The sequence below is a fragment of the Ornithinimicrobium carbonis genome, from assembly GCF_050703245.1.
In the GTDB taxonomy this organism is placed as follows: Bacteria; Actinomycetota; Actinomycetes; order Actinomycetales; family Dermatophilaceae; genus Ornithinicoccus.
Genome location: NZ_CP192647.1, coordinates 2,071,377 through 2,095,193, shown reverse-complemented (window position 1 = coordinate 2,095,193; position 23,817 = coordinate 2,071,377). Strand labels below are relative to the sequence as shown.

At 70.5% G+C, this 23,817-nt stretch carries 20 protein-coding genes and 5 pseudogenes; 23 read left to right on the top strand and 2 right to left on the bottom strand.

All coding sequences use genetic code 11. The features are described from left to right. Positions 1–3: 3 nt before the first annotated feature. The 10 genes and pseudogenes from ACQ95T_RS10525 (at position 4) to ACQ95T_RS10480 (ending at position 8,034) form a co-directional block, all read left to right on the top strand. A complete protein-coding gene (locus ACQ95T_RS10525; protein ID WP_425943956.1) occupies positions 4–651 on the top strand; it encodes an ECF transporter S component in 648 nt (215 codons plus the stop codon). After that, positions 648–1,121: pseudogene (locus tag ACQ95T_RS10520) on the top strand (ATP-binding cassette domain-containing protein); the annotation flags it as partial. The gene ACQ95T_RS10525 and the pseudogene ACQ95T_RS10520, both read left to right, overlap by 4 nt. 110 nt (positions 1,122–1,231) lie before the next feature. Beyond that, positions 1,232–2,398, top strand: coding sequence for an energy-coupling factor ABC transporter ATP-binding protein (locus ACQ95T_RS10515; protein WP_431472902.1), 1,167 nt, complete (start codon positions 1,232–1,234; stop codon positions 2,396–2,398). After that, positions 2,395–3,210, top strand: a complete 816-nt coding sequence (locus ACQ95T_RS10510; protein ID WP_425943960.1) for an energy-coupling factor transporter transmembrane component T family protein — start codon at positions 2,395–2,397, stop codon at positions 3,208–3,210. Before ACQ95T_RS10515 ends, ACQ95T_RS10510 begins: the two co-directional genes overlap by 4 nt. Continuing rightward, positions 3,168–3,635 (top strand): annotated as a pseudogene (locus ACQ95T_RS10505) (LLM class flavin-dependent oxidoreductase); the annotation flags it as partial. The gene ACQ95T_RS10510 and the pseudogene ACQ95T_RS10505, both read left to right, overlap by 43 nt. 155 nt (positions 3,636–3,790) lie before the next feature. Continuing rightward, the gene (locus ACQ95T_RS10500; RefSeq protein WP_431472901.1) at positions 3,791–4,531 is read left to right on the top strand and encodes an LLM class flavin-dependent oxidoreductase; all 741 of its coding nucleotides are present in this window, start codon (positions 3,791–3,793) and stop codon (positions 4,529–4,531) included. Positions 4,532–4,886: 355 nt separating this feature from the next. After that, positions 4,887–5,357, top strand: a complete 471-nt coding sequence (locus tag ACQ95T_RS10495; protein WP_425943964.1) for an Hsp20/alpha crystallin family protein — start codon at positions 4,887–4,889, stop codon at positions 5,355–5,357. A gap of 57 nt (positions 5,358–5,414) precedes the next feature. Beyond that, positions 5,415–6,983: a Clp protease N-terminal domain-containing protein gene (locus ACQ95T_RS10490; RefSeq protein ID WP_425943966.1), complete on the top strand. Its 1,569-nt coding sequence runs from the start codon at positions 5,415–5,417 to the stop codon at positions 6,981–6,983. Next, complete coding sequence (locus ACQ95T_RS10485) at positions 6,911–7,855, top strand: AAA family ATPase (protein WP_431472900.1); 945 nt, start codon at positions 6,911–6,913, stop codon at positions 7,853–7,855. The genes ACQ95T_RS10490 and ACQ95T_RS10485 overlap by 73 nt, the downstream gene beginning before the upstream one ends. After that, positions 7,738–8,034 carry a hypothetical protein gene (locus tag ACQ95T_RS10480; RefSeq protein WP_431473819.1) on the top strand — a complete coding sequence of 99 codons (297 nt, stop codon included), beginning with the start codon at positions 7,738–7,740 and terminating at the stop codon, positions 8,032–8,034. The genes ACQ95T_RS10485 and ACQ95T_RS10480 overlap by 118 nt, the downstream gene beginning before the upstream one ends. Before the next feature lie 415 nt (positions 8,035–8,449). Here the strand turns inward: ACQ95T_RS10480 and ACQ95T_RS10475 are convergent. Beyond that, positions 8,450–8,644: pseudogene (locus ACQ95T_RS10475) on the bottom strand (general stress protein); the annotation flags it as partial. Positions 8,645–8,900: 256 nt separating this feature from the next. On the opposite strand from ACQ95T_RS10475, the gene ACQ95T_RS10470 reads away from it, so the two are divergent. From ACQ95T_RS10470 to ACQ95T_RS10430, 9 genes and pseudogenes are all read left to right on the top strand, one after another. Beyond that, a complete protein-coding gene (locus ACQ95T_RS10470) occupies positions 8,901–9,956 on the top strand; it encodes a hypothetical protein (protein ID WP_425943970.1) in 1,056 nt (351 codons plus the stop codon). Between the two features lie 210 nt (positions 9,957–10,166). Beyond that, a pseudogene (locus ACQ95T_RS10465) lies at positions 10,167–11,138 on the top strand (IS1634 family transposase); the annotation flags it as partial. A 45-nt stretch (positions 11,139–11,183) separates the two neighbouring features. Beyond that, positions 11,184–11,474, top strand: coding sequence for a transposase (locus tag ACQ95T_RS10460; protein ID WP_431472899.1), 291 nt, complete (start codon positions 11,184–11,186; stop codon positions 11,472–11,474). Beyond that, positions 11,471–12,418, top strand: a complete 948-nt coding sequence (locus ACQ95T_RS10455) for an IS3 family transposase (RefSeq protein WP_431472898.1) — start codon at positions 11,471–11,473, stop codon at positions 12,416–12,418. The genes ACQ95T_RS10460 and ACQ95T_RS10455 overlap by 4 nt, the downstream gene beginning before the upstream one ends. Continuing rightward, entirely contained in the window at positions 12,300–13,394 is a 1,095-nt protein-coding gene (locus tag ACQ95T_RS10450) for a tyrosine-type recombinase/integrase (RefSeq protein WP_425943976.1), read from the top strand. Before ACQ95T_RS10455 ends, ACQ95T_RS10450 begins: the two co-directional genes overlap by 119 nt. Next, on the top strand, positions 13,357–15,297 hold the full coding sequence (locus ACQ95T_RS10445) for a tyrosine-type recombinase/integrase (protein ID WP_425943978.1): 1,941 nt from the start codon (positions 13,357–13,359) through the stop codon (positions 15,295–15,297). Before ACQ95T_RS10450 ends, ACQ95T_RS10445 begins: the two co-directional genes overlap by 38 nt. A 95-nt stretch (positions 15,298–15,392) precedes the next feature. Continuing rightward, positions 15,393–15,569: an IS3 family transposase gene (locus tag ACQ95T_RS10440; protein WP_431473818.1), complete on the top strand. Its 177-nt coding sequence runs from the start codon at positions 15,393–15,395 to the stop codon at positions 15,567–15,569. 33 nt (positions 15,570–15,602) lie between these two features. Then, a pseudogene (locus tag ACQ95T_RS10435) lies at positions 15,603–16,196 on the top strand (IS1634 family transposase); the annotation flags it as partial. Positions 16,197–16,737: 541 nt separating this feature from the next. Continuing rightward, a complete protein-coding gene (locus ACQ95T_RS10430; RefSeq protein WP_425943980.1) occupies positions 16,738–17,139 on the top strand; it encodes a hypothetical protein in 402 nt (133 codons plus the stop codon). Positions 17,140–17,238: 99 nt separating this feature from the next. On the opposite strand, the gene ACQ95T_RS10425 is transcribed toward ACQ95T_RS10430, so the two are convergent. After that, the gene (locus tag ACQ95T_RS10425) at positions 17,239–18,354 is read right to left on the bottom strand and encodes a hypothetical protein (protein WP_425943982.1); all 1,116 of its coding nucleotides are present in this window, start codon (positions 18,352–18,354) and stop codon (positions 17,239–17,241) included. 1,267 nt (positions 18,355–19,621) lie between these two features. On the opposite strand from ACQ95T_RS10425, the gene ACQ95T_RS10420 reads away from it, so the two are divergent. Genes ACQ95T_RS10420 through ACQ95T_RS10405 form a run of 4 tightly spaced genes read left to right on the top strand, consistent with a single transcriptional unit; the run spans position 19,622 to position 23,735 of the window. Further along, positions 19,622–19,912 (top strand): transposase, encoded by a 291-nt coding sequence (locus tag ACQ95T_RS10420; protein WP_425943984.1) that lies wholly within the window; start codon positions 19,622–19,624, stop codon positions 19,910–19,912. Between the two features lie 2 nt (positions 19,913–19,914). Then, positions 19,915–20,856, top strand: coding sequence for an IS3 family transposase (locus ACQ95T_RS10415; RefSeq protein ID WP_425943974.1), 942 nt, complete (start codon positions 19,915–19,917; stop codon positions 20,854–20,856). Further along, positions 20,738–21,832, top strand: coding sequence for a tyrosine-type recombinase/integrase (locus tag ACQ95T_RS10410; RefSeq protein WP_425943976.1), 1,095 nt, complete (start codon positions 20,738–20,740; stop codon positions 21,830–21,832). Before ACQ95T_RS10415 ends, ACQ95T_RS10410 begins: the two co-directional genes overlap by 119 nt. Next, positions 21,795–23,735 (top strand): tyrosine-type recombinase/integrase, encoded by a 1,941-nt coding sequence (locus ACQ95T_RS10405; RefSeq protein ID WP_425943978.1) that lies wholly within the window; start codon positions 21,795–21,797, stop codon positions 23,733–23,735. The genes ACQ95T_RS10410 and ACQ95T_RS10405 overlap by 38 nt, the downstream gene beginning before the upstream one ends. Positions 23,736–23,817 lie beyond the last annotated feature (82 nt).

The window sequence follows — 23,817 nt, the reverse complement described above, 5'->3', positions numbered from 1 at the left end:
GCGATGACCAGCACCGACAAGACCGGCGACGGCAGCGTCGGCGCCGGCGCGCCGCGCACCGGCCGGACGCCGAGCGCCCGCCAGGGCTGGGCCATGAAGGACCTCGTCCTCATGGTCGTGCTGGGCGTCGTCTTCGGCTTCGTCTACTGGGCGCTCGTCCAGGCGTGGAACGGCCTGGCCGTGCTCATGGGCCCGGCTGGCGACCTGGCGCAGCACGTCCTGCTCGGCGGGTGGCTGATCGTCGCGCCGATCGCCATCGCGATCATCCGGCGCCCGTTCGCCGGCATCATCGCCGAGGTCATCGCCTCCGTCATCGAGGTCGTCTTCCTCGGCTCCCCCGTGGGGCCGCTGCTGATCCTCGCCGCCGCGATCCAGGGCGCGGGCAGCGAGCTGCCGTTCGCGCTCACCCGGTACCGCCGCTTCGGCTGGGGCGTCTTCGCCCTGTCCGGGCTGCTCGGCGCCTTCCTGGTGTTCTTCTACTCGGCCTTCCGCTCCGGCTGGTACGGGCAGGACATCTTCCCGTTGCGTCTGATCATGCAGTGCGTCTCCGGCGTGGTCCTCGGCGGCCTGCTCGCCAAGGTGGTGGTCGACGCGCTGGCGCGCACCGGCGTCGTCGACAACTTCGCCATCGGCCGCGCCGCGCACCGATGACGACGCCGCCCGGGCCGCCCGTCGTCACGCTCGACGGCGTCAGCGTCCGGTTCCCGCGCCGCGCCACCCCGGTGCTGCGGGACGTCTCCCTGCGCCTGGCGCCGGGCGAGCAGGTGGTGATCCTCGGCGCGTCCGGGTCCGGGAAGTCGACGGTGCTGCACACGATCACCGGCGTCGTCCCGCACACGGTCCACGCCGAGCTGGACGGCGAGGTCACCGTCGCCGGGACGACGACGGCGGCGACCACCGTGGTCGAGCGGTCCCGGTACCTCGGCGTGGTGGCGCAGGACCCCTCCTCGGCGGTGTGCCTGCCGGACGTGGAGCAGGAGCTTGCCCTGCCGCTGGAGAACCACGCGGCCGACCGCTCGACGATCGACCGCCGCATCGGCGATGCCCTCGCCGCGGTCGGCGCCGGCCACCTGCGGCGGCGGGCGACGGCCGCGCTCTCGGGCGGGGAGTCGCAACGGGTGGCGCTCGCGGCCGCCCTGGTGACCGAGCCGGACGTGCTCCTTCTCGACGAGCCCACCTCCATGCTCGACCCCGACGGCGGGCCGCGGTCCGCGGTGCCCTCGTCCAAGCGGTGCAGCGCTACGGCCCCGCGGTGGTGCTGGTCGAGCACCGGCTCGACGAGTGGGCGGGGGCCGACGGGGCGGCCGGGCTGCCCGCCCGGGCGCTCGTGCTCGACGAGTCCGGGACCGTGCTGGCCGACGGCCCCACCGCCGTCGTCCTGCGCGACCAGGCTGCACGGCTGCACGCAGCCGGCTGCTGGCTGCCGCTGGACGCCGAGCTGCGGGCGCTCACCGGGGCCGACGGCGGCCTCAGCAACCGCGAGAACGTCGCGTTCCTGGACTCGCTGGCCGCCGACTCACGAGAGCAGGCTGCGGAGGCAGACGAGCCGGTGCTGGCCGCGCGCGGCCTTGCCGTCACCCGGTCGACGGGCCGACGGCGCCGCCGGGACCCAGAACCGCCGCCGCTGCTCACCGGCATCGACCTCACGGTCCGGGCCGGCGAGGTGGTCGCCGTGCTCGGCGCGAACGGCGTCGGGAAGTCGACACTCCTGCTGACCCTGGCCGGGCTCCTGCGGCCGCGGACCGGCACGGTGACCGGGCCGCGCCCCGGCCTGGTGTTCCAGAACGCCGAGCACCAGCTCGTCGCAAGCACGGTCCGGGCCGAGATCGCTCACGGCCTGGCCGCGGACAGGAGCGAGCCGATCGTCGACCGGCAGCTCGAGCGACACCGCCTCACCCATCTCGCCGACCAGAACCCGTTCCGGCTATCCGGCGGGGAGAAGCGCCGCGTCAGCCTGGCCGCGATGCTCGCCCACGACCGGCCGGTCCTCCTCGCGGACGAGCCCACCCTCGGCCTCGACCGCCGCGACGCGATCGCCACCGCCGAGACGCTCCGCGACGTCGCCGACGCCGGTGGCGCCGTCGTGCTGGTGAGCCACGACCTGCGCCTGGTGGCCTCCCTCGCCACGCGTGTCGTCGTGCTGGGCGAGGGCGGCGTCCTCGCCGACGGCCCGACCGCCGACGTGCTGCGCGACGGCGAGACCCTCGCCCGCGCGGGCCTGCGGCTCCCAGCCCTGGTCTCCTGGCTCCTCGAGCACCACCGCGACCACCTGCGCACGGTGCTGCGCCGGCTGGACGACGCCGTCGGACGCCGAGAGCAGCGAGTTGCGCCAGAAGCAGGCGCCCAAGCACCTGCTTCTGGCGCGGGAGCCTGCTCTCGGCAGGAGGTGGCCGGATGAGCACCCTGACCGCGCCGGCGGTCGCCGACTCGCCCCTCGCCCACCGCAACCCCACCGTGAAGCTGGCGCTGCTCCTCGCGATCTCGGTCGTCGCCGTATTCCTGCTGGACCCGGTGACGCCCGCCGTCCTCTACCTGCTCGCGCTGGTCGGCGTCGCCGCCACAGTGCGCGCCCCGGCCCGCACCCTGGCGCTCGCGCACGTGCCGTTCGTGCTCTTCGCGCTCGGCGTGCTGATCGTCAACACCCTGGCCCGGCCCGGGGAGGTGCTGTGGCAGGGCGGTCCGCTGCGCGTGACGGTCGAGGGCCTCGAGATCGGCGGGGCGCTCGCCGCCCGGACGCTGCTCATCGGCATCCTCGCCATCGGCTTCCTGCTCTCCACCGACGGCGTCGCCCTGATGACCAGCCTCCACCAGAACGCCCGCCTCGGCCCGCGGATCACCTACGCCGTGCTCGCCGGCTACCGCATGCTGCAGGAGATGCCGCGCGAGTGGGCGACGATCCGGGCAGCCCATACGGTCCGCGCCCCGCTGCGCCCCGACGCGACCGACGGCGCGGTTGCGCCGCGCGGACCCCACCACCTCGCCGGGGTGATCTTCACCCTGCTGGTGGTCTCGGTCCGCAAGGGCGAGCGCATGGCGCAGGCGCTCGAGTCCCGGGGCCTGGGCCTGACCCCGCGCACCACCTGGCGGCCGGTCCGGGTCACCGCGGCCGACTGGCTCATGTTCGCCGGCGTGAGCGCCGTCGTCGCCCTGGTGGTCTCGGCCAGTGCGTGGCTCGGTCACCTGGAGGGCCCCGGTGCGCTCTTCGCGTGAGATCCCGCTCGTCGCGATGGTCAACCCGCCGACGAGCCAGTACTCCGAGAAACTGGCGTCATCCGCTGGCGCGTACCGACTGGTTCGACGCGCGCTTCTACGCCGACCTCGGCCGCACCCTCGAGCGCGGCGGCTTCGCCATGATGTTCATGCCCGACGCGCTGGCGATCCCCGAGGACGGCACCGGCAGCTACGCCACCACGGTCCGCACCGGCGGCAAGGGGACGATCTACCTCGACCCGGTCGTGGTCGCCTCCGTCGTCGCCGCCTCCACCTCCCACCTGGGGATCGGCGCGACCATGTCGACGACCTTCCTCCCGCCCTACGCCATCGCGCGGACCATGCTCAGCCTCGACCACCTCTCCGGCGGCCGCACGGCCTGGAACATCGTCACCTCCACCACCGACGCCGAGGCGCGGAACATGGGGATGGCGGCGATCCCGGGCAAGGCCGAGCGCTACGACCACGCCGACGACGTCGTCCGCACACCGTCCTCGACCTGTGGGCGACCTGGTCGCCGGACGCGCTCCGGCTCGACGGCGACGCCCGCGTCTTCGCCGACCCCGCCCTCGTCTCGCGCGTGCCCGACCGGGGCGGCCGTCAGCTCAGCCGGGGACCCATCACCCTGCCCCGCCGCCCGCAGGGCCGACCGGTCCTCATGCAGGCCGGCGCCTCCGAGCGCGGCCGGACCTTCGCCGCACGCTGGGCCGAGCTGGTCTTCGTCGTCGCCGACAGCCCCGACACGATGCGGTCCCTCCGCGCCGACCTGCGCGAGCGGGCGCGCGCGGCGGGCCGTGACCCGGACGCGATGCTCGTCCTGCCCGCCGTCCAGCCGGTCGTCGCCGCCACGGACGACGGCGCGCGCAACCGGCTCGCGGAGCTGGAGTCCTTCCTCGACGAGACCGAGGTCCTGACCATCCTCGCCCGGCTCCTCCACGCCGACCCGGCCACGGTGGACCCGGACGGGGACGCCGTCGCCCTGATCGAGGCGCACCGGGGCGCGACGGGCAGCGACGGCTTCGAGGAGATGCTCATCCGGGCGTCCCGGGCCGAGGACCTGACGGTCCGGGGGCTCGCGTTCCGGCAGGCGATGAGCCAGCTCAAGCCACAGCCCACCGGCTCACCCGCCACCGTCGCCGATTACCTCTGCGACCTGGTGGACTCGTGTGCGGCGGACGGGTTCGCCATCATGCCGGCCCTGTACCCATCCTCGGTCGAGGACTTCGTCGACGGCGTCAGCCCGGAGCTACGCCGGCGCGGCCGGCTGCCGACGACGCCGACGGCCGGGACGTTGCGGGACCGGCTCGGCCTGCCCGCGTGACGACGACGGACGTCGCCGGCCACGGCCGCGACCACCACCCGACGGCCTCCTCAGGCAAATACACCGTGGCGCTGTCAAGCTGGCGGTGCAGCACGCTGACGAACCCCGGTACTCCGGCGCCTGATGAGTGGTCCGGAGCGCCGACGTTCCGTAGGGATCCTTGAACGGAACACGTCTATAAGCGCTGAACCGCGAAGCTCGAGGTTCGGTCTGAAGGGCCGGAGGGGCCACCGGCTACTTACACCACTCAGTGGGGCGTCACCCGGCGAGCTCCGGTCGAGATGCGCGCTGCGGGGCAGTCGTGGTGCCCCGGATGTCCGGCCGGGGACTGTCCTGGCACCAGCACAGAGAGGTGATGAGCGCGATGACCGTTCTCGATCCGTTCCGTGAGGTCGAGCGCCTGCTCGGCTCGGCGTTGCGTCAGAGCCCGTCCGCTGCGCTGATCCCGCTGGACCTGTACCGCTCCGGAGAGGAGTTCGTGGTCAAGATCGACCTGCCCGGCGTGGACCCCGGCTCGATCGACATCGACGTCGAGGACCGCACGCTGACGGTGCGCGCCGAGCGGCGCCCGCAGCAGGAGGGCGAGGCCCAGTGGCTGGTGCGGGAGCGCCCCGCGGGGACGTTCGCTCGCCAGCTCACGCTGGGTCAGGGCTTGGCGGTGGACCGCATCCAGGCCAACTACGCCGACGGTGTCCTGACGTTGACCATCCCGCTGGCGGAGGAGTCCAAGCCCCACAAGATCCAGGTCACCGCCTCCGGCGGGCAGAAGAGCATCGAGCAGGGCGGCCAGCAGGGTTCTGATGAGGGGTCCGGCCAGGCACAGTGACGTCGTCGCGGGCGCCGGCGCCAAGCGGCGGCGCTCGTGGCCGGTTCGGAGGTAGCCATGACCAGTGGGTTCGGGTTCGACTCCCCCTTCGATGACCTGATCAACCAGTTCTTCGGCGGACGGGACCCCTTCAGCTTGCTCGGCGCCCGCCAGACCACGGCGCCGTCGATGCAGCGGGTGGACCTGTCGCGGTCCTTGTCGGCGGAGGCGCGCGCTTTGATCTCGCGAGCAGCGGCGCAGGCGGCGCAGTGGGGCAACGGCGACGTCGACGCCGAGCATCTGCTGTGGGCGGTGACCCAGGAGCCTGCGACCCGGACGTTGCTCGAACAGGCCGGGGTGGACGTCGCCGCGTTGGCCTCCCAGTTGGAGCAGGCGGTTCCGCACGGTGAGCCGGCACCTCAGGGTGAGGGGTTGTCGCTGACGCCGGCCGCGAAGCGGGCGCTGCTGGATGCGTACCGGCAGGCGCGGGGTGCGGGGTCGGCGTCGATCAACCCAGAGCACCTGCTGCTGGGGCTGGCAGCGAACACCGAGTCCGTGGCTGGGAGGCTGCTGGCCCGGGCGCTGCCGGACACCGACGCGGTCCGCCCGACCAGCCCGGCCGGCGCCGAGGGCCCGGCCCGGTCGGGCCGGGCGCAGTCGAGCACCCCGACCTTGGACGAGTACGGCCGGGACCTGACCGAGGCCGCCCGTGAGGGCCGCCTGGACCCGGTCGTGGGCCGGGACAGCGAGGTCGAGCAGACCCTGGAGGTGCTGTCCCGGCGCACGAAGAACAACCCGGTGCTCATCGGGGACCCGGGGGTGGGCAAGACGGCCATCGTCGAGGGCCTGGCCCAGCGGATCGTCAACGGCGACGTCCCGGACACCCTCAAGGACCGGCGGGTGATCGCCCTGGACCTGGCCGGGATGGTGGCGGGCAGCAAGTACCGCGGGGAGTTCGAGGAGCGCCTCAAGGGCGTGATCGATGAGGTCACGGCCGCCGAGCGGGAGGTGATCGTGTTCATCGACGAGCTCCACACGGTCGTCGGCGCGGGCGCCGCGGAAGGCTCGATGGACGCCGGCAACATGCTCAAGCCGGCCCTGGCGCGCGGTGAGCTGCAGGTCGTCGGGGCTACCACGGTCGATGAGTACCGCAAGCACATCGAGAAGGACCCGGCCTTGGAGCGCCGCTTCCAGCCGATCCTGGTGCCCGAGCCGTCGGTGGAGGACACGATCGCGATCCTGCGCGGCCTGCGCGACCGGTACGAGGCGCACCACCAGGTCCGGATCACGGACGAGGCGACCGTGGCCGCAGCCACGCTCTCCGACCGGTACATCACCAACCGGTTCCTGCCCGACAAGGCGATCGACCTGATCGACCAGGCCAGCGCCCGGGTCCGGCTGCGGCCCGCACCGCCCCGCCCGACGTCCGGGACCTGGAGGAGAACGCCGCCCGGCTGCAGCGGGACAAGGACGCCGCCGTCGCGGCCGAGCACTACGAACGGGCAAACACCCTCAAGGCCGAGCTGGATGCCGCCCGCACCCGCCTGGAGGAAGCCCGCAGCCAGCGCGCCCCCGTGCCGGAGGTCACCGCCGAGGACATCGCCGAGGTCGTCTCGCGCACGACCGGCATCCCGGTCGCCCAGCTGACCGAGGAGGAGAAGGAGCGCCTGCTGCGGCTGGAGGAGACCCTGCACGCCCGGGTGGTGGGGCAGCAGGAGGCCGTGGAGGCGGTCGCCGAGGCGGTCCGGCGGGCCCGCGCCGGGCTGTCCGACCCCAACCGGCCCGTCGGCTCGTTCCTCTTCCTGGGCCCGACCGGCGTGGGCAAGACCGAGCTCGCCCGAGCCCTGGCCGAGGCCCTCTTCGGCGACGAGGCCCGGATGGTCCGGTTCGACATGAGCGAGTTCCAAGAACGCCACACCGTCTCCCGGCTGATGGGCGCCCCTCCGGGGTACGTCGGCTATGAGGAGGCCGGCCAGCTGACCGAGGCCGTCCGCCGCACCCCGTACACAGTGCTGCTGCTCGACGAGATCGAGAAGGCCCACCCCGACGTCTTCAACACCCTCCTGCAGCTCCTGGACGCCGGCCGGCTCACCGACGCCCAGGGCCGCACCGTGGACTTCTCGAACACGGTCGTGATCATGACCAGCAACGTGGGCGCCGAGCGCATCCTGGCGGCCACCCAGGCCGGCCGCTCCATGGAGGACCTACGCGAGACCCTCATGAACATGCTCGGCCAGTCCTTCCGGCCCGAGTTCCTCAACCGGATCGACGAGATCATCATCTTCCACGGCCTGGACCGCACCCAGCTGCGCAAGATCACCACCCTGCTCCTGGAGCAGACGCGACGGCGGCTGCGCGCCTGCGCGCCCAGTACATCACCCTCGACATCCAGGACAAGGCCCTGGACTGGCTCGCCAACCGCGGCTTCCAGCCCGAGTTCGGCGCCCGCCCGCTCCGGCGCACCATCCAGCGCGAGCTCGACAACCAGCTCTCCCGCCTCCTCCTGGCCGGCGACCTGAGCCCGGGTGACACCGTCACCGTCACCATCAGCGACGGACGGCTGCACTTCGCGACCACCCGGGACACCGAAACCGACGGCGAACCGCCGCCGGGCCAGATGACGGGCCCGGAGATGAGCGCCGCCCACGAGACAGCACAGGACACCGGCGCCGGAGCCCCTCAGGAAACGGCGGGCTGACGTCCCGCTGCGGGGCGACAAAAGGCGCCCGGAAGGGCAGCTCCGCGGTGACTCGTACGAGAGGGACAGGCGCTCGGCGAGGGGCGAGAGACGCGTCACAGGACCCAGGGGAGGATCGCCGGTCCCGGGGAGGAGCGCCGCTCAGACGAGGTTCGCGACTCGCTGCGCCTCCGCGAACTGCGTGCTCGCGACCTCGACGTGGTAGGCGTTCGCCCGGAGTGTGCTCACGCTGGTGAAGTCGCGCCCGTCCACCGGTCGCCGCGTGGTCGATGAACCCGAAAATCGCGCCGAAAACGGCATCGATCAGGGCGCTGAGGAGGAGCATCCACAGCCAGAACCAGCCGCCGATGACGAAGATCGAGAACAGCAGACCGATGAGCAGTCCGAACCAGGCACCTCCGACGGCACCCCGCAGAGCCGCCTGAGCGTTCGTCTGCCGGCCGGTCACCTGTTCCACCGACCGCATGCCGGTCCCGACGATGCGAACGTTCTCCACAGGCAAGCCGCGATCGGAGAGGAGATCGACAAGGCGCTGGGCGCCCGCGTAGTCGGCGAACTCCGCCAGTGTGCGGCAGTCCGCCCGGCCACTGGTCGCTGGGTTCTGGGTCATGGCGATCTCCAAGGAGCGGTCCGGCGCCGAACCCGACTGACCGAACACTCCCGGCCCGCGACGTGCACCTCGTCAACAGGCCCCACCGATCCCGTACAGGGGCTACGGCACCGCCGGCCCTCGCCGCTGGATGACCCTGATCGCACCGGCACGGGCATCGATCCCCCCGCCGTCATCGCGATCCCCGAGACTTGGCCCATGCCACATCCCGCTCAGCCGCCCCCGCCCCCCCCCGCTCACGCTCCACCTCGGTGTCGTGCTCGAACCCCGCGCGGCCGAGCTCGTGCGCTCGGCACTCGAGACAACCCTGCCCGAGCGCCTGGCCGCCCGCTTTCCCGACACCCGGTGGACGGTGTCCGTAGTCCACGAGGTCCTCACCCGGCCACCGGCCGGCCGCACCGAGCTCCTCGAGGAGACCCGGGACCGCATGCTCGACGCGGACTGGGACCTCGCCATCGTCCTGACCGACTCCCCACTACGCGACGGGCACCGCACCCTCGCCGTCGTCACCAGCCCGGTGCACGGCGTCGGCCTGGTCTCCGTCCCGGCGCTAGGACCAGTGCGAGTACAGCGGCGGGCGGAGGAGACCGTCGTCGGTGTCGTGACCACGCTGCTCGGCGCGGAGGCCGAAGGGCGCTCGCCAGATCGGCGGCTGCGTCAGCTCGCGGCCGACACCAAGGACCATCCGGGTGACAACGCGGTGGAGTTCGCAGCCCGCGTGCTCGGCGGGAACCTCTGGGTTCTGCTCGGGATGGTGCGCGCGAACCAACCATGGCGCCTCGCCCTCCGACTGTCGCGCTCGCTCACCGTCGCCGCCGCCAGCGGCGTCGCGGCGCTCGTCACCTCCGACCTGTGGTCGCTGTCCGCCTCCTACGGGTCGCTCAGACTCACCGGCCTCGGGGTGCTGTCGGTCGGCGCCCTCACCCTCGCGCTCGTCCTCGGCGGCGGCCTGTGGGAACGCGCACGGCACCGCCGGGAACGCGAGCAGGTGGTCCTCTTCAATCTCGCCACCCTCGCGACCGTCGTCATCGGCGTGCTGGTCTACTACCTCGCGCTGTTCGTCCTGGCATGGCTCGGCGCGCTGCTCCTCGTCCAGGGATCGGTGTATGCCACCTCGGCGGGCACGGCACTTGGCGCAGCGGAGTACGGGCGCCTTGCCTGGCTCACGGCGACGATCGCCACGGTCGGCGGCGCCCTCGGCGCGGGCCTGGAAGACTACGACGACGTGCGCGACGCCGCCTACACCCACACCAGCGAGGCAGTCCAGCCGGTGGGCCGCGAGACCAACCAGGACGGACCAACACAGACCTGACCACGGCGGCTGAGCCGAGACCGGGGCCGCGCCCAGCCCGTCGCGACTCCCAACTCGCACCGGCCCCCTGCCCGATACCGCGCCAACGCGCCCTTTCGCCCTGACTCGTGCCACTTTCGGTTGAGTCGCGACCTGGTGTGACGTTGCTGCTGGTCAGCGGCTCGCGCTGAAGGGCGGCGACACACTAATTCGGGTCGATAGGCTCGTCGGGTGGTGTTCGTTCGCAAGGTCCGGACCGCGTCCGGGGCGACGGCGGTGCAGATCGCTGAGCGCCAGGGCGGTCGGGACAAGGTCCTTGAGCACCTGGGGTCGGCCCACGACGATGCCGAGCTGACCGCGCTGCTGGAGGCGGCTCGACGCAAGATCTTTCCTGGGCAGGGAGAGCTGGACCTGACCGCGGGCTCGGTGCCGGCGGGGCAGTCGATGATCACGGGCAAGTCCAGCGCGCTGCTGTGGCACGTGCTGTCCAGCGCCTACGCCCGACTGGGGTTCGACGTGCTGGGCGACGCGGCGTTCGAGCAGCTGGTCCTGGCCCGGGTCATAGAGCCGACCAGCAAGGCCGACTCGGTCCGCGTTCTCGATGAGCTCGGCGTCCCGCACGTCTCGCTGCGCACGATGTTCCGGTCCCTGGCCCGCGCCCAGGCGTGGGGCTACCGCGACCAGATCGCCGCCGCCTGCTTCGCCCACGCCGCCGCGCACGGTGACCTGACGCTGTGCCTGTACGACGTGACCACGCTGTACTTCGAGGCCGAGAAGGAGGACGACCTGCGCAAGGTCGGATTCAGCAAGGAACGCCGGGTCGACCCACAAATTGTCGTCGGGCTGCTCGTGGACCGGAACGGATTCCCCCTCGAGGTCGGCTGCTTCGAAGGAAACCAGGCCGAGACCGCCACCATCCTGCCGATCATCCGCGCGTTCCAGGAACGTCACGGGCTGGCCGACATGGTCATCGTCGCCGACGCCGGGATGCTGTCCGCGTCAAACCTCAAGGACCTCGACGCCGCGCACCTGCGGTTCATCGTCGGCTCCCGAGCCGCCAAGGCACCCAATGACCTGGCGTCCCACTTCCGCTGGCACGGAGACGCATTCACCGACGGGCAGATCATCGACACCATCACCCCGCGGGTGTCCACCACCGCTGCCCGCAGCGCCAACGACACCAAGAAGCGCGCCGAGCCGGTCTGAGGTTCCCCCCGGAGCGTAGAGGCATCCACAATGAGGATCGAGATGCCAGAGCCAAGGAAGAAGTACGACCGGGAGTTCCGTGAGGGAGCGGTCCGGATCGTCGAGGAGACGAACAAGCCGATCGCGCAGGTCGCCCGCGATCTCGGTGTGAACGAGGGCACGCTGGGCAACTGGGTCCAGCGGGCCCGCGCCGCACGCGAGGGCCGTGGCGAGCTGTCCAAGGACGACCACAAGGAGCTGAAGCGTCTGCGCGCGGAGAACGCCGAGCTGCGGATGGAGCGTGACGTCCTCAAGCGATCCGTGGTCCTGTGGGTGAAGGAGGCGACGAAGTGAGCGTGGCACGCTTCATCGCCGACCAGAGGACCAACTACGCCGTGCCACACACCCTCGTCTGCGCCCTGCTAGGGGTCTCCCTGGCGTGGTTCTACAAGTGGATCAAGCGCGCCAACGGCCCGGGCGCCGCGAGCGGGTTGTTCACCGACACCGACCGGCGCCGCGACTCCGTCGACCGCGCGGTGAAGGTCGCGTTCAAGGACGCCAAGGGGCTGCACGGCTCCCCGCGCCTGCATGCCGACCTGCGCGACGCTGGCTGGGAGATCAGCGAGAAGACGGTCGCCGAATCGATGCGCCGCCAGGGTCTGGTCGCCCGCGTCATCAAGCGGCGCGGTGGCTTGACCAGGCAAGACAAGACCAAGAAGCCGTTCCCGGACCTGCTGTGCCGGGACTTCACCGCGCCAGCGCCGAACTGCAGGTGGGTCGGTGACATCACTGAGATCCCGACGGCCGAGGGCAAGCTGTACCTGGCCACCGTCATCGACCTGTACTCCCGCCGGCTGCTCGGCGCGGCGACCAGTGCCCACCCCGACGCTGAGTTGGCGTGCGCGGCGATCCGGATGGCCGTGACGGCCCGCGGCGGCAAGGAGGCGATCTGGCGAGAGGACCAGGCCGAACGTCTCGTGTTCCACACCGACCGCGGGTCGACCTACTCGGCGACCTCGTTCACCACGTTGTGCGCCGACCTGGGGATCCGTCAGTCGATGGGCCGGGTGGGGTCGTGCCTGTTAACCGGCCAATCGCCCCGGCAGGGACGTCCTGGAGGTGGCCGACCTCGCAGTGGGGGTGTTCGCTTCGGGCGGTGCGGAGGCGTAGGTATGAGGCATGGACACCGACGCCGGTGCTGTCAGTCTTCGCCAGGTCGAGCAGCGCTGGGAGCTGTTCTGTCCCACCCGGCCCGAGCTCGTCGCCGTCCCCAACGCCTACCTGGGGTACCTGGTTGACCGGAACTACTCGCCTCGCACCGTGCGCACGTACGGCTTCGGGCTGGTGGCGTTCTGCCGCTGGGCCTACCGCACGGGCACGGACATCGAGGCGGTGAGCACTGATGATCTGCTCTCGTTCTTGTCCGCGTGCCGCCAGCAGGTCGTGGCCGGTCGGGGCGGACCGAACGTGCTCGACCTGACCGGGCGCCGCACCGACCGCCTTGCCCCGGCCTCGGTGAACCTGCGCCTGGCCGCCGTGGCGGGGATGTATGAGTACCTGGCGATGCGTGAGCCCGGCCGGGTCTCTCCAGTGCCCAAGGGACGGCCCTCGAGCTGGTTCGCCCAAGGTGAACGCTCCGGGTTGCTGGCCCACACCAAGCGTCGACCCGCGCCCCGGTCCCGGCTGCGCTTACGGACCCCGCGACGACTGCCTCGGGCCCTGACGCCGGCCGAGACCAGGGCGCTGCTGGCCAGCCTGCGCAGCCGACGGGACCTGGCGATCGCCGGGCTGATGCTGTACTGCGGGCTGCGCTCGTGCGAGGTGCTGGCCCTGGCCGTGACCGACGTCGACATCGGCGGCCGGTGGTTGCTGGTGCACGGCAAGGGCGGCAAGGACCGCCGGGTCCCGTTGGACGGGGACCTCGCCGCGGCGATCAACGCCTACCTGCTCACCGAGCGCCCGGACACGCCCAGCCCGTCGTTGTTCGTGGTGGCCAAGGGCCCTACCCGAGGTCATCCGCTGACCCCGGCCGGGCTGCGCACGATCTTCCGCTACCACCGCGCCCGCAGCGGGGTCGGCGCCGGCGCCCCGCACGCGCTGCGGCACACGTTCGGTACCGCGCTGGCCGAGGCCGGGGTCGACCTGGCCGTCATGCAGTCCCTGCTGGGGCATGCCCACGTCGACACCACCGCCCGGTACATCCACCTCGCCCCGACCCACGTGAAGGCTTCCTACGATGCTGCCCGCACCCGGCAACGCGACACGTCCAGCTGAACAGCACGACCGTGCGGAGACACCACGAGAGGTGCTGGCCGCCTACCACGCCCACCAGGGCCGCACCGGTCGCGGGAACAGCGCCTTCACGGGCGCGGCGAAAGCGTTCCTGCGGCGCTGGCCGTACGTGCAGGACTGGGCGGCCGAGCCGCTGAGAGTGCAGCTGTCCGCAAGCACCGCCACCCGCCCGTTCCTGACGTTCCTGCTCGTCACCGGGCGGTTGCGGCCCTCGTGGGAGTACCTGGTGCACCGCAAGTTCTCCTCCCTGTGGCGCGACCTGCCCGGCACCGTGATCGGGCAGGACGTCCAGGAGTTCATCACCGCCGCCCGCGCCGTCGGCTACTCCGAACGGGTCGCCTCGGCCATGGCCTCCCAAGTGATGGCCCGGGTCCTGTTCGCCACCGGCAAACGCCTGGACCAGGTCACCCACGACGACTTCGACGCCCTCGCGGCCGCCGGCCAGGCACGACAGGAAGCCACCGGACGCACCTGGAAGCACTACCGTGCCTGCGCCACCGCGACCCGGACCGTGCTGTTCCACCACGGCGTCCTCCCCGCCCCACCTGCGCCGTGGGAGCAGCGTTGGCCGTTCGCCCGACGCCTGGGCGGCGTGCCCGAGCCGATGCACTCGATCCTGGTGCGCTACCTGGACCGCAAGTCCGTGACCTGCAAGATGACCACCGTCTCCTCCCTGGCGACCCGCCTGGCCCACTTCGGCACCTTCGTCACCACCCTCGAGGCGGACCTCACCCCCGCGGGTCTGGACCGGGTCACGCACATCGAACCGTGGCTGGTCGCGCTCACCCGGACCGAGAACACCAGGTCCGGCGGCCTGCTGTCCGTGCCCGAGCAGGCCCGACGGATCCTGGCAGTGGCCAACTTCTTCACCGACATCACCGAGTGGGACTGGCCCGAAGCACCGCTGCGCAAGCTGCTCTACGCCTCGGACAACCCGCGCCTGCCCCAGCCCCTGCCCCGGTTCCTCCCGCCCGCGGCCGACCAGGCCCTGACCCAGGCACTGGCCGACTCACCCAACCGGCTGGCCGCCGACGCCCTCCTGCTGCAACGCGCCTGCGGACTCCGCATCGGCGAGCTGGTCGACCTCGAGCTCGACGCCGTCATCGACGTCCCCGGCGCCGGCTCCTGGCTCAAGGTGCCCCTCGGCAAGCTGGACACCGAGCGGATGGTCCCGATCGACACCGAGACCCTCACCCTGGTCGACCGCATCAGCACCACCCGCAGCCCCGGCCGACCTCTCCCGCACCCACGCACCGGAAGACCCGCGGACTTCCTGTTCACCGCACACGGCCACCGGCTCAGCCAGTCCCGGCTGCGCGCCGAGCTCGACCGGGCCGCCGGCGCCGCCGGGCTCGGACACATCACCCCCCACCAGCTGCGGCACACCTACGCCACCGCCCTGGTCAACGCCGGCGTCTCCCTGCAAGCCCTCATGGTCATCCTCGGCCACGTCAGCGCCGAGATGAGCCTGCGCTACGCCCGTCTCTTCGACAGCACCGTCCGCGCCGAGTACGAACGCGCCCTCAGCCTGGCCAAGTCGCGCCTGGGCCCCCTACCCACGCCCGACCACGCCACCGACGAGCCGGACCAGGACCACGACTGGCGCACCACGCCGACCATCAAGACCGCCCTGGCCGGTGGCTACTGCCTCCGCGCCCCGGCGCAAGGGCCCTGCGCCTACGCCAACCTGTGCGAGCACTGCCCCGCCTACCGGACCACCATCGAGCACATCCCCGTCCTGACCGCCCAGCGCGACGATGCCGCCGCCCTCGCCCAGGACGCCACCGACCGAGGCTGGGACGCCGAGACCGAACGACACCTACGCCTGATCAGCCGGCTCAACACCCACATCGAGCAGGCAGCGACACGCCGCACCCCTGCGTGACCAACAGCACAACACGTGCCCCCGCGCCCCCACCAAGGCCCCGATTAACCGGATAATGCTTCGACAATGCAGCCGCGGAGGCGTTCTTCTCATCCCTGGAGTGGGAAGTTCTCTCCCGGCACGAGTTCGACACCCGCGCCCAGGCCCGCGCGGTCGTCATCGACTGGGCTTACGGGTTCTATAACCACCAGCGCCGCCACAGCGCGGCTGGCATGATGTCACCCGTCAACTACGAGCAGTCCACCGCAGCGTCCGTCCCGGACGCCGCGTAGCCCGAAACCCTCCACGATCTGGGGGGAACCACAGTCTGGGACCCCACGGTGCACGAGCGATCGTGGCGGGCCGTGTGGGCCTACTCCGCCAAGCGCGCCGCCCGTGACGCCAAGACGCTCACCCTGCAGGAGAACCGGGCCGAGGCCGTCGTCGCTGGTGAGAAGGCCGCCCGCGCACCCAGGTTCGTCAAGACCAAGAACGGCTCGACGAAGCTGGATGAGGCAGCGCTGGCCCGCGCCAGGCGCCTCGTCGGGCTCAAGGGATACGTCACCAACCTGCCCGCCGACGTGATGCCCGCCGGCGAGGTCATCGCCTCCTACCACTCGTTGTGGCAGGTCGAGGCCTCGTTCCGGCTGTCCAAGAGCGACCTGGCCGCCCGCCCGGTGTTCCATCACGAGCGTGACGCGATCGAGGCCCACCTCACCGTGGTCATGGCCGCCCTGGCCATCGCCCGTCACCTACAGGACAGCACCGGGATCAGCATCCGCAAGATCGTCCGAGCACTACGCCCGCTGCAGCAGATCACCATCGACATCGCCGGTCACGAGCACACCGCCGCCGACCCGCTCACCGACACCGCCCGCGACATTCTCACCGCCACGGGCACCGAGTGGCAGACACACTAACCTGGCACGAGTCGGGGGACCAACACACACCTGACCACGGCGGCTGAGCCGAGACCGGGGCCGCGCCCAGCCCGTCGCGACTCCCAACTCGCACCGGCCCCCTGCCCGATACCGCGCCAACGCGCCCTTTCGCCGCGAGACGGGCCACATGCAATACCCGCTGGTCCGACCCTCACCCGGGCTCTGAAGCGCGCCGTGCCATCCCGCAGCCATCGTCCCGTAAGACCATCCTCAACCGGGGAAGCTGTCGAGCGCTGGCCGGCACCGCACGTCGCCCCTTCCTACTCCGGAAGACTCGTCGGCGTGTCGAGTAGAGAGCCTGGCAGATGGCAACCAACAATCTGGATTGACGAGCGTCACGTTAAGAGGCTGCGAGGTACCCAGAGTGGAGCCTGAATCTGCGGACCCCCACCCTCAGGGAGTCGACCTTGCGGCGGTGCGCGTCGCTTTGCATTGGGTCAGCAGCCTGCGACGCGGCGATGTCGACGCTCTCTGGCCCTTCACGACCCGCGACTACCGGCTGGCGCTGACGCAATGGTGGATGCTGGCCAACCCCGGTGTGCTGGAGCACCCAGCCGCAGCGGGGAAGACCCGCGACGCCCTTGCCCGAGAGATAAGCACCGGCGATCACGATCTCTTCATCCATCTACGGCGAGTTCTTGCCCGCGACTTACGAGCGTCGCTCGCCTACTTAGGCGATCTGGAATTGGCCGCAGGAACCGCCGCCCGGGTAGTGAGCCCAGGTGTGGAACTCGTTGCGCTCTTCGTCGAGGAGGACGTTCCTGGCGGCTCCTTCGCTCCCGGTGCATCGGCCAGAGTGGTCACGGTCGCTGTCGAGGTGGACGGCGGTGACGAGTGGAAGGTTGCGGGACTCAACTGTGTGGCTGTCCCTGGGTGGCCGCCCGCTTGGACCAAGGTCGACGCCAGCCTCCGCGAAGACTGACCACGACGAACTGCCGCACCTTGGTGAACGCGGTAGCACTGCCGACCCGTTGCGGGCCGGCTTGTCGCCGGTCCGAAGGGATCCCCCTGCGGTCTTGTTTTAGTAGAAGGTGACTATCTCGGTGGTGTGAGCTTCCGCCGTGTACTTTAGGCCGACCTGATACCGCTTGATCTCACCGTCGTCATCAGGAAACTCCACCTGGACGCTGTACATCATCGCGTCGAGCTCAGGCGCCAGCATACCGTCTCGTGAGCCCGATTTGAATCGCAGGTTGTAGACAAGACCGTTGGTGAACTTGGCCTTGATCGCCGCGGCGAGGGCATCCTTATCTAGCGCGTCGAGCCTGGCTCGACTCAGCGACGAGCCATGGTTACCTTTGAGGTACTCGATTCGCTTCTCATCGATGACCACGTCCGTGCTCGTGACCGGCTGACGGTCACCGCCAAGGACAGTCAACGCAAGCGCACTGTCCTCATCTGCCCAGGCTGGCACCCCATTGTTCAGGCGATGCCCGAGGTACGGACCGTAGAGGTACTCCTCGATACCGACGACCCGGAACCCGCTATTTTCGCACGGGTAACCAACCTGATTTGCCGTTCCATCGTCCTCCATTTCGGTGATTATGTGATCGCGCAAACGTAAGCCGACCTGCGGCAGATACATCCCTGCTTTGAGTGGGTTCCACGTTGAGCAGTCGACGTAGCCGAGGTACGCCTCGGTCGCTCCGGTGAGCGCTGCGTCGACGTGCCGCAATTGGCCAGCTGACAGGTTCGTCATGTAGACGACGAAGTACTGATCGTGCGGCTGTCGCGGGAACCCTGCTGGCCCCACGAGGTGTCGATCTAGCTCTCGCCAGACGAACTCGTTAGGCAGCATGAGGATGTCGCCGACGCGAAGCGCGGTCTTTTCTGGCCCATGCTGCTTCAGCGCGGGGATCCACTTCTCCGCAAAGAAGTAGCCGTACATGTCCTTTTCGGAGCGCGTGGAGTCGAAGATGAAGGCCGCCTCATGCCGGCCGGGTTGCGGAACAAGCGCATTGCGGAGTTCTGAGTAATCGACGCCCGCGGCCTTAAACTTCTCCACCAGATCGTAGTGGCCGACTCGGATAATCTTCTGCACCTGTTCCGGTTTCAGGTCTAGGTGGTCGATGAGGCTCGTCAGGCCTACATGCGTGTAGTTGTTGAGCGAGTGGATCGTGAACGGTCGCTCGCTCAACTCGCGGACGGTCAATGGGTCTGAACTCATGGGCCTACCGGGCGCGGGACAGCTCATTTGTCAGCGAGTCCTGCACGTGAGCCGTCGCCTGTTGCGCGCTGGGGGGTCCACACGGGAACAGCGCGAGGGAACGTTCACCTCCTTGTTGGTCTCCGCTCATGAAGCAATCATCTCAGAGGCCACCGACAGACTTCATGCCCAGTTGCCCCCGCGTGTCCCGTAAGACCAACCTTGAACGGGAACGATGCAGGTCAGCGAGTGCATCTCTGTGCGGGTGTCCCACAAGACCCGCCCGAGAAAGAGCCCGGTGAAGGGGTGATGAGTGGGACAAGGCCGAGGAGGTCCAGACCGGGGTGCGAGGTGACCGTCGGGCGCGTGCGCGTCCTGTCGGCCGCCAACGGTTCGCTCTGTGACCGACGCTCCACCAACGGTATAGCCATCCCCGCTAGTGCATGTGTATGCCATCTAGCAAGAGCGCGCACATCGGCGGAGTCGCGATGTCACGCACCTGCGCGCTCCGAAGTCGGGTACCTCACGGTCGTGACGTCATGCCATGGAGCGATGGGTCACAGGGGAGCGGACGGGGGAGTGAGGCACTCCCGCCCGTCGTGGCATGACGTCGGTCCGAGTCGCGGGTTCACCCGAGTGCCGTCGAAATGGGTGTGCGTTGCACGATCCTCTGACCTGCGGTTACGCTCCGATCTGGATGTCCAGGGTGTGTGTCCCATGTGGGCAAGTCCCCCTCCGGACACAAGACAAGCCGCTGACCTGCGGATATGCCGTCAGTTTCCTCGGTCTCCGACACAAACCCCCACGCGATGGCCACCTTTCGCGAGTGCGTCGTTATGGGTGGAGGCGCTGTGCCTCTGCAGCGCAAAAGGGGGTCGGGTGCTCCGGCTCAGCTGGGGGCGGGGAAGTGCGGCGAGGAGCTGCTCGAGCTCCTCGTAGGTGTTGTAGTAGTGGACTGAGGCACGGACAAGGTCTGGCAGGCCACGCTGGGGCAGTCGGCAGCCGGGTGGACAGCAAGCTCGCCTCGGTGGCCCCTTCGTGGGTCCGCACCACACCTGCACCCCCTTCGGGCGTGCAGCAATGCACTAAGCCCCGCGTCCCACGTGCCGAACGCCCATGTCTGACCTCAGCCGCCACACGTTCCGGCTTGAGCTGGCCGACGGGGAAATCCACGGGTGGAGCAAGGTCGCCGTCAACCTGGCGTCCAAGACACTGAGGTTCCCCCCGGAGCGTAGAGGCATCCACAATGAGGATCGAGATGCCAGAGACAAGGAAGAAGTACGACCGGGAGTTCCGTGAGGGAGCGGTCCGGATCGTCGAGGAGACGAACAAGCCGATCGCGCAGGTCGCCCGCGATCTCGGTGTGAACGAGGGCACGCTGGGCAACTGGGTCCAGCGGGCCCGCGCCGCACGCGAGGGCCGTGGCGAGCTGTCCAAGGACGACCACAAGGAGCTGAAGCGTCTGCGCGCGGAGAACGCCGAGCTGCGGATGGAGCGTGATGTCCTCAAGCGATCCGTGGTCCTGCCGGTGTTGGAGGCGACGAAGTGAGCGTGGCACGCTTCATCGCCGACCAGAGGACCAACTACGCCGTGCCACACACCCTCGTCTGCGCCCTGCTAGGGGTCTCCCTGGCGTGGTTCTACAAGTGGATCAAGCGCGCCAACGGCCCGGGCGCCGCGAGCGGGTTGTTCACCGACACCGACCGGCGCCGCGACTCCGTCGACCGCGCGGTGAAGGTCGCGTTCAAGGACGCCAAGGGGCTGCACGGCTCCCCGCGCCTGCATGCCGACCTGCGCGACGCTGGCTGGGAGATCAGCGAGAAGACGGTCGCCGAATCGATGCGCCGCCAGGGTCTGGTCGCCCGCGTCATCAAGCGGCGCGGTGGCTTGACCAGGCAAGACAAGACCAAGAAGCCGTTCCCGGACCTGCTGTGCCGGGACTTCACCGCGCCAGCGCCGAACTGCAGGTGGGTCGGTGACATCACTGAGATCCCGACGGCCGAGGGCAAGCTGTACCTGGCCACCGTCATCGACCTGTACTCCCGCCGGCTGCTCGGCGCGGCGACCAGTGCCCACCCCGACGCTGAGCTGGCGTGCGCGGCGATCCGGATGGCCGTGACGGCCCGCGGCGGCAAGGAGGCGATCTGGCGAGAGGACCAGGCCGAACGTCTCGTGTTCCACACCGACCGCGGGTCGACCTACACGGCGACCTCGTTCACCACGTTGTGCGCCGACCTGGGGATCCGTCAGTCGATGGGCCGGGTGGGGTCGTGCCTGTTAACCGGCCAATCGCCCCGGCAGGGACGTCCTGGAGGTGGCCGACCTCGCAGTGGGGGTGTTCGCTTCGGGCGGTGCGGAGGCGTAGGTATGAGGCATGGACACCGACGCCGGTGCTGTCAGTCTTCGCCAGGTCGAGCAGCGCTGGGAGCTGTTCTGTCCCACCCGGCCCGAGCTCGTCGCCGTCCCCAACGCCTACCTGGGGTACCTGGTTGACCGGAACTACTCGCCTCGCACCGTGCGCACGTACGGCTTCGGGCTGGTGGCGTTCTGCCGCTGGGCCTACCGCACGGGCACGGACATCGAGGCGGTGAGCACTGATGATCTGCTCTCGTTCTTGTCCGCGTGCCGCCAGCAGGTCGTGGCCGGTCGGGGCGGACCGAACGTGCTCGACCTGACCGGGCGCCGCACCGACCGCCTTGCCCCGGCCTCGGTGAACCTGCGCCTGGCCGCCGTGGCGGGGATGTATGAGTACCTGGCGATGCGTGAGCCCGGCCGGGTCTCTCCAGTGCCCAAGGGACGGCCCTCGAGCTGGTTCGCCCAAGGTGAACGCTCCGGGTTGCTGGCCCACACCAAGCGTCGACCCGCGCCCCGGTCCCGGCTGCGCTTACGGACCCCGCGACGACTGCCTCGGGCCCTGACGCCGGCCGAGACCAGGGCGCTGCTGGCCAGCCTGCGCAGCCGACGGGACCTGGCGATCGCCGGGCTGATGCTGTACTGCGGGCTGCGCTCGTGCGAGGTGCTGGCCCTGGCCGTGACCGACGTCGACATCGGCGGCCGGTGGTTGCTGGTGCACGGCAAGGGCGGCAAGGACCGCCGGGTCCCGTTGGACGGGGACCTCGCCGCGGCGATCAACGCCTACCTGCTCACCGAGCGCCCGGACACGCCCAGCCCGTCGTTGTTCGTGGTGGCCAAGGGCCCTACCCGAGGTCATCCGCTGACCCCGGCCGGGCTGCGCACGATCTTCCGCTACCACCGCGCCCGCAGCGGGGTCGGCGCCGGCGCCCCGCACGCGCTGCGGCACACGTTCGGTACCGCGCTGGCCGAGGCCGGGGTCGACCTGGCCGTCATGCAGTCCCTGCTGGGGCATGCCCACGTCGACACCACCGCCCGGTACATCCACCTCGCCCCGACCCACGTGAAGGCTTCCTACGATGCTGCCCGCACCCGGCAACGCGACACGTCCAGCTGAACAGCACGACCGTGCGGAGACACCACGAGAGGTGCTGGCCGCCTACCACGCCCACCAGGGCCGCACCGGTCGCGGGAACAGCGCCTTCACGGGCGCGGCGAAAGCGTTCCTGCGGCGCTGGCCGTACGTGCAGGACTGGGCGGCCGAGCCGCTGAGAGTGCAGCTGTCCGCAAGCACCGCCACCCGCCCGTTCCTGACGTTCCTGCTCGTCACCGGGCGGTTGCGGCCCTCGTGGGAGTACCTGGTGCACCGCAAGTTCTCCTCCCTGTGGCGCGACCTGCCCGGCACCGTGATCGGGCAGGACGTCCAGGAGTTCATCACCGCCGCCCGCGCCGTCGGCTACTCCGAACGGGTCGCCTCGGCCATGGCCTCCCAAGTGATGGCCCGGGTCCTGTTCGCCACCGGCAAACGCCTGGACCAGGTCACCCACGACGACTTCGACGCCCTCGCGGCCGCCGGCCAGGCACGACAGGAAGCCACCGGACGCACCTGGAAGCACTACCGTGCCTGCGCCACCGCGACCCGGACCGTGCTGTTCCACCACGGCGTCCTCCCCGCCCCACCTGCGCCGTGGGAGCAGCGTTGGCCGTTCGCCCGACGCCTGGGCGGCGTGCCCGAGCCGATGCACTCGATCCTGGTGCGCTACCTGGACCGCAAGTCCGTGACCTGCAAGATGACCACCGTCTCCTCCCTGGCGACCCGCCTGGCCCACTTCGGCACCTTCGTCACCACCCTCGAGGCGGACCTCACCCCCGCGGGTCTGGACCGGGTCACGCACATCGAACCGTGGCTGGTCGCGCTCACCCGGACCGAGAACACCAGGTCCGGCGGCCTGCTGTCCGTGCCCGAGCAGGCCCGACGGATCCTGGCAGTGGCCAACTTCTTCACCGACATCACCGAGTGGGACTGGCCCGAAGCACCGCTGCGCAAGCTGCTCTACGCCTCGGACAACCCGCGCCTGCCCCAGCCCCTGCCCCGGTTCCTCCCGCCCGCGGCCGACCAGGCCCTGACCCAGGCACTGGCCGACTCACCCAACCGGCTGGCCGCCGACGCCCTCCTGCTGCAACGCGCCTGCGGACTCCGCATCGGCGAGCTGGTCGACCTCGAGCTCGACGCCGTCATCGACGTCCCCGGCGCCGGCTCCTGGCTCAAGGTGCCCCTCGGCAAGCTGGACACCGAGCGGATGGTCCCGATCGACACCGAGACCCTCACCCTGGTCGACCGCATCAGCACCACCCGCAGCCCCGGCCGACCTCTCCCGCACCCACGCACCGGAAGACCCGCGGACTTCCTGTTCACCGCACACGGCCACCGGCTCAGCCAGTCCCGGCTGCGCGCCGAGCTCGACCGGGCCGCCGGCGCCGCCGGGCTCGGACACATCACCCCCCACCAGCTGCGGCACACCTACGCCACCGCCCTGGTCAACGCCGGCGTCTCCCTGCAAGCCCTCATGGTCATCCTCGGCCACGTCAGCGCCGAGATGAGCCTGCGCTACGCCCGTCTCTTCGACAGCACCGTCCGCGCCGAGTACGAACGCGCCCTCAGCCTGGCCAAGTCGCGCCTGGGCCCCCTACCCACGCCCGACCACGCCACCGACGAGCCGGACCAGGACCACGACTGGCGCACCACGCCGACCATCAAGACCGCCCTGGCCGGTGGCTACTGCCTCCGCGCCCCGGCGCAAGGGCCCTGCGCCTACGCCAACCTGTGCGAGCACTGCCCCGCCTACCGGACCACCATCGAGCACATCCCCGTCCTGACCGCCCAGCGCGACGATGCCGCCGCCCTCGCCCAGGACGCCACCGACCGAGGCTGGGACGCCGAGACCGAACGACACCTACGCCTGATCAGCCGGCTCAACACCCACATCGAGCAGGCAGCGACACGCCGCACCCCTGCGTGACCAACAGCACAACACGTGCCCCCGCGCCCCCACCAAGGCCCCGATTAACCGGATAATGCTTCGACAATGCAGCCGCGGAGGC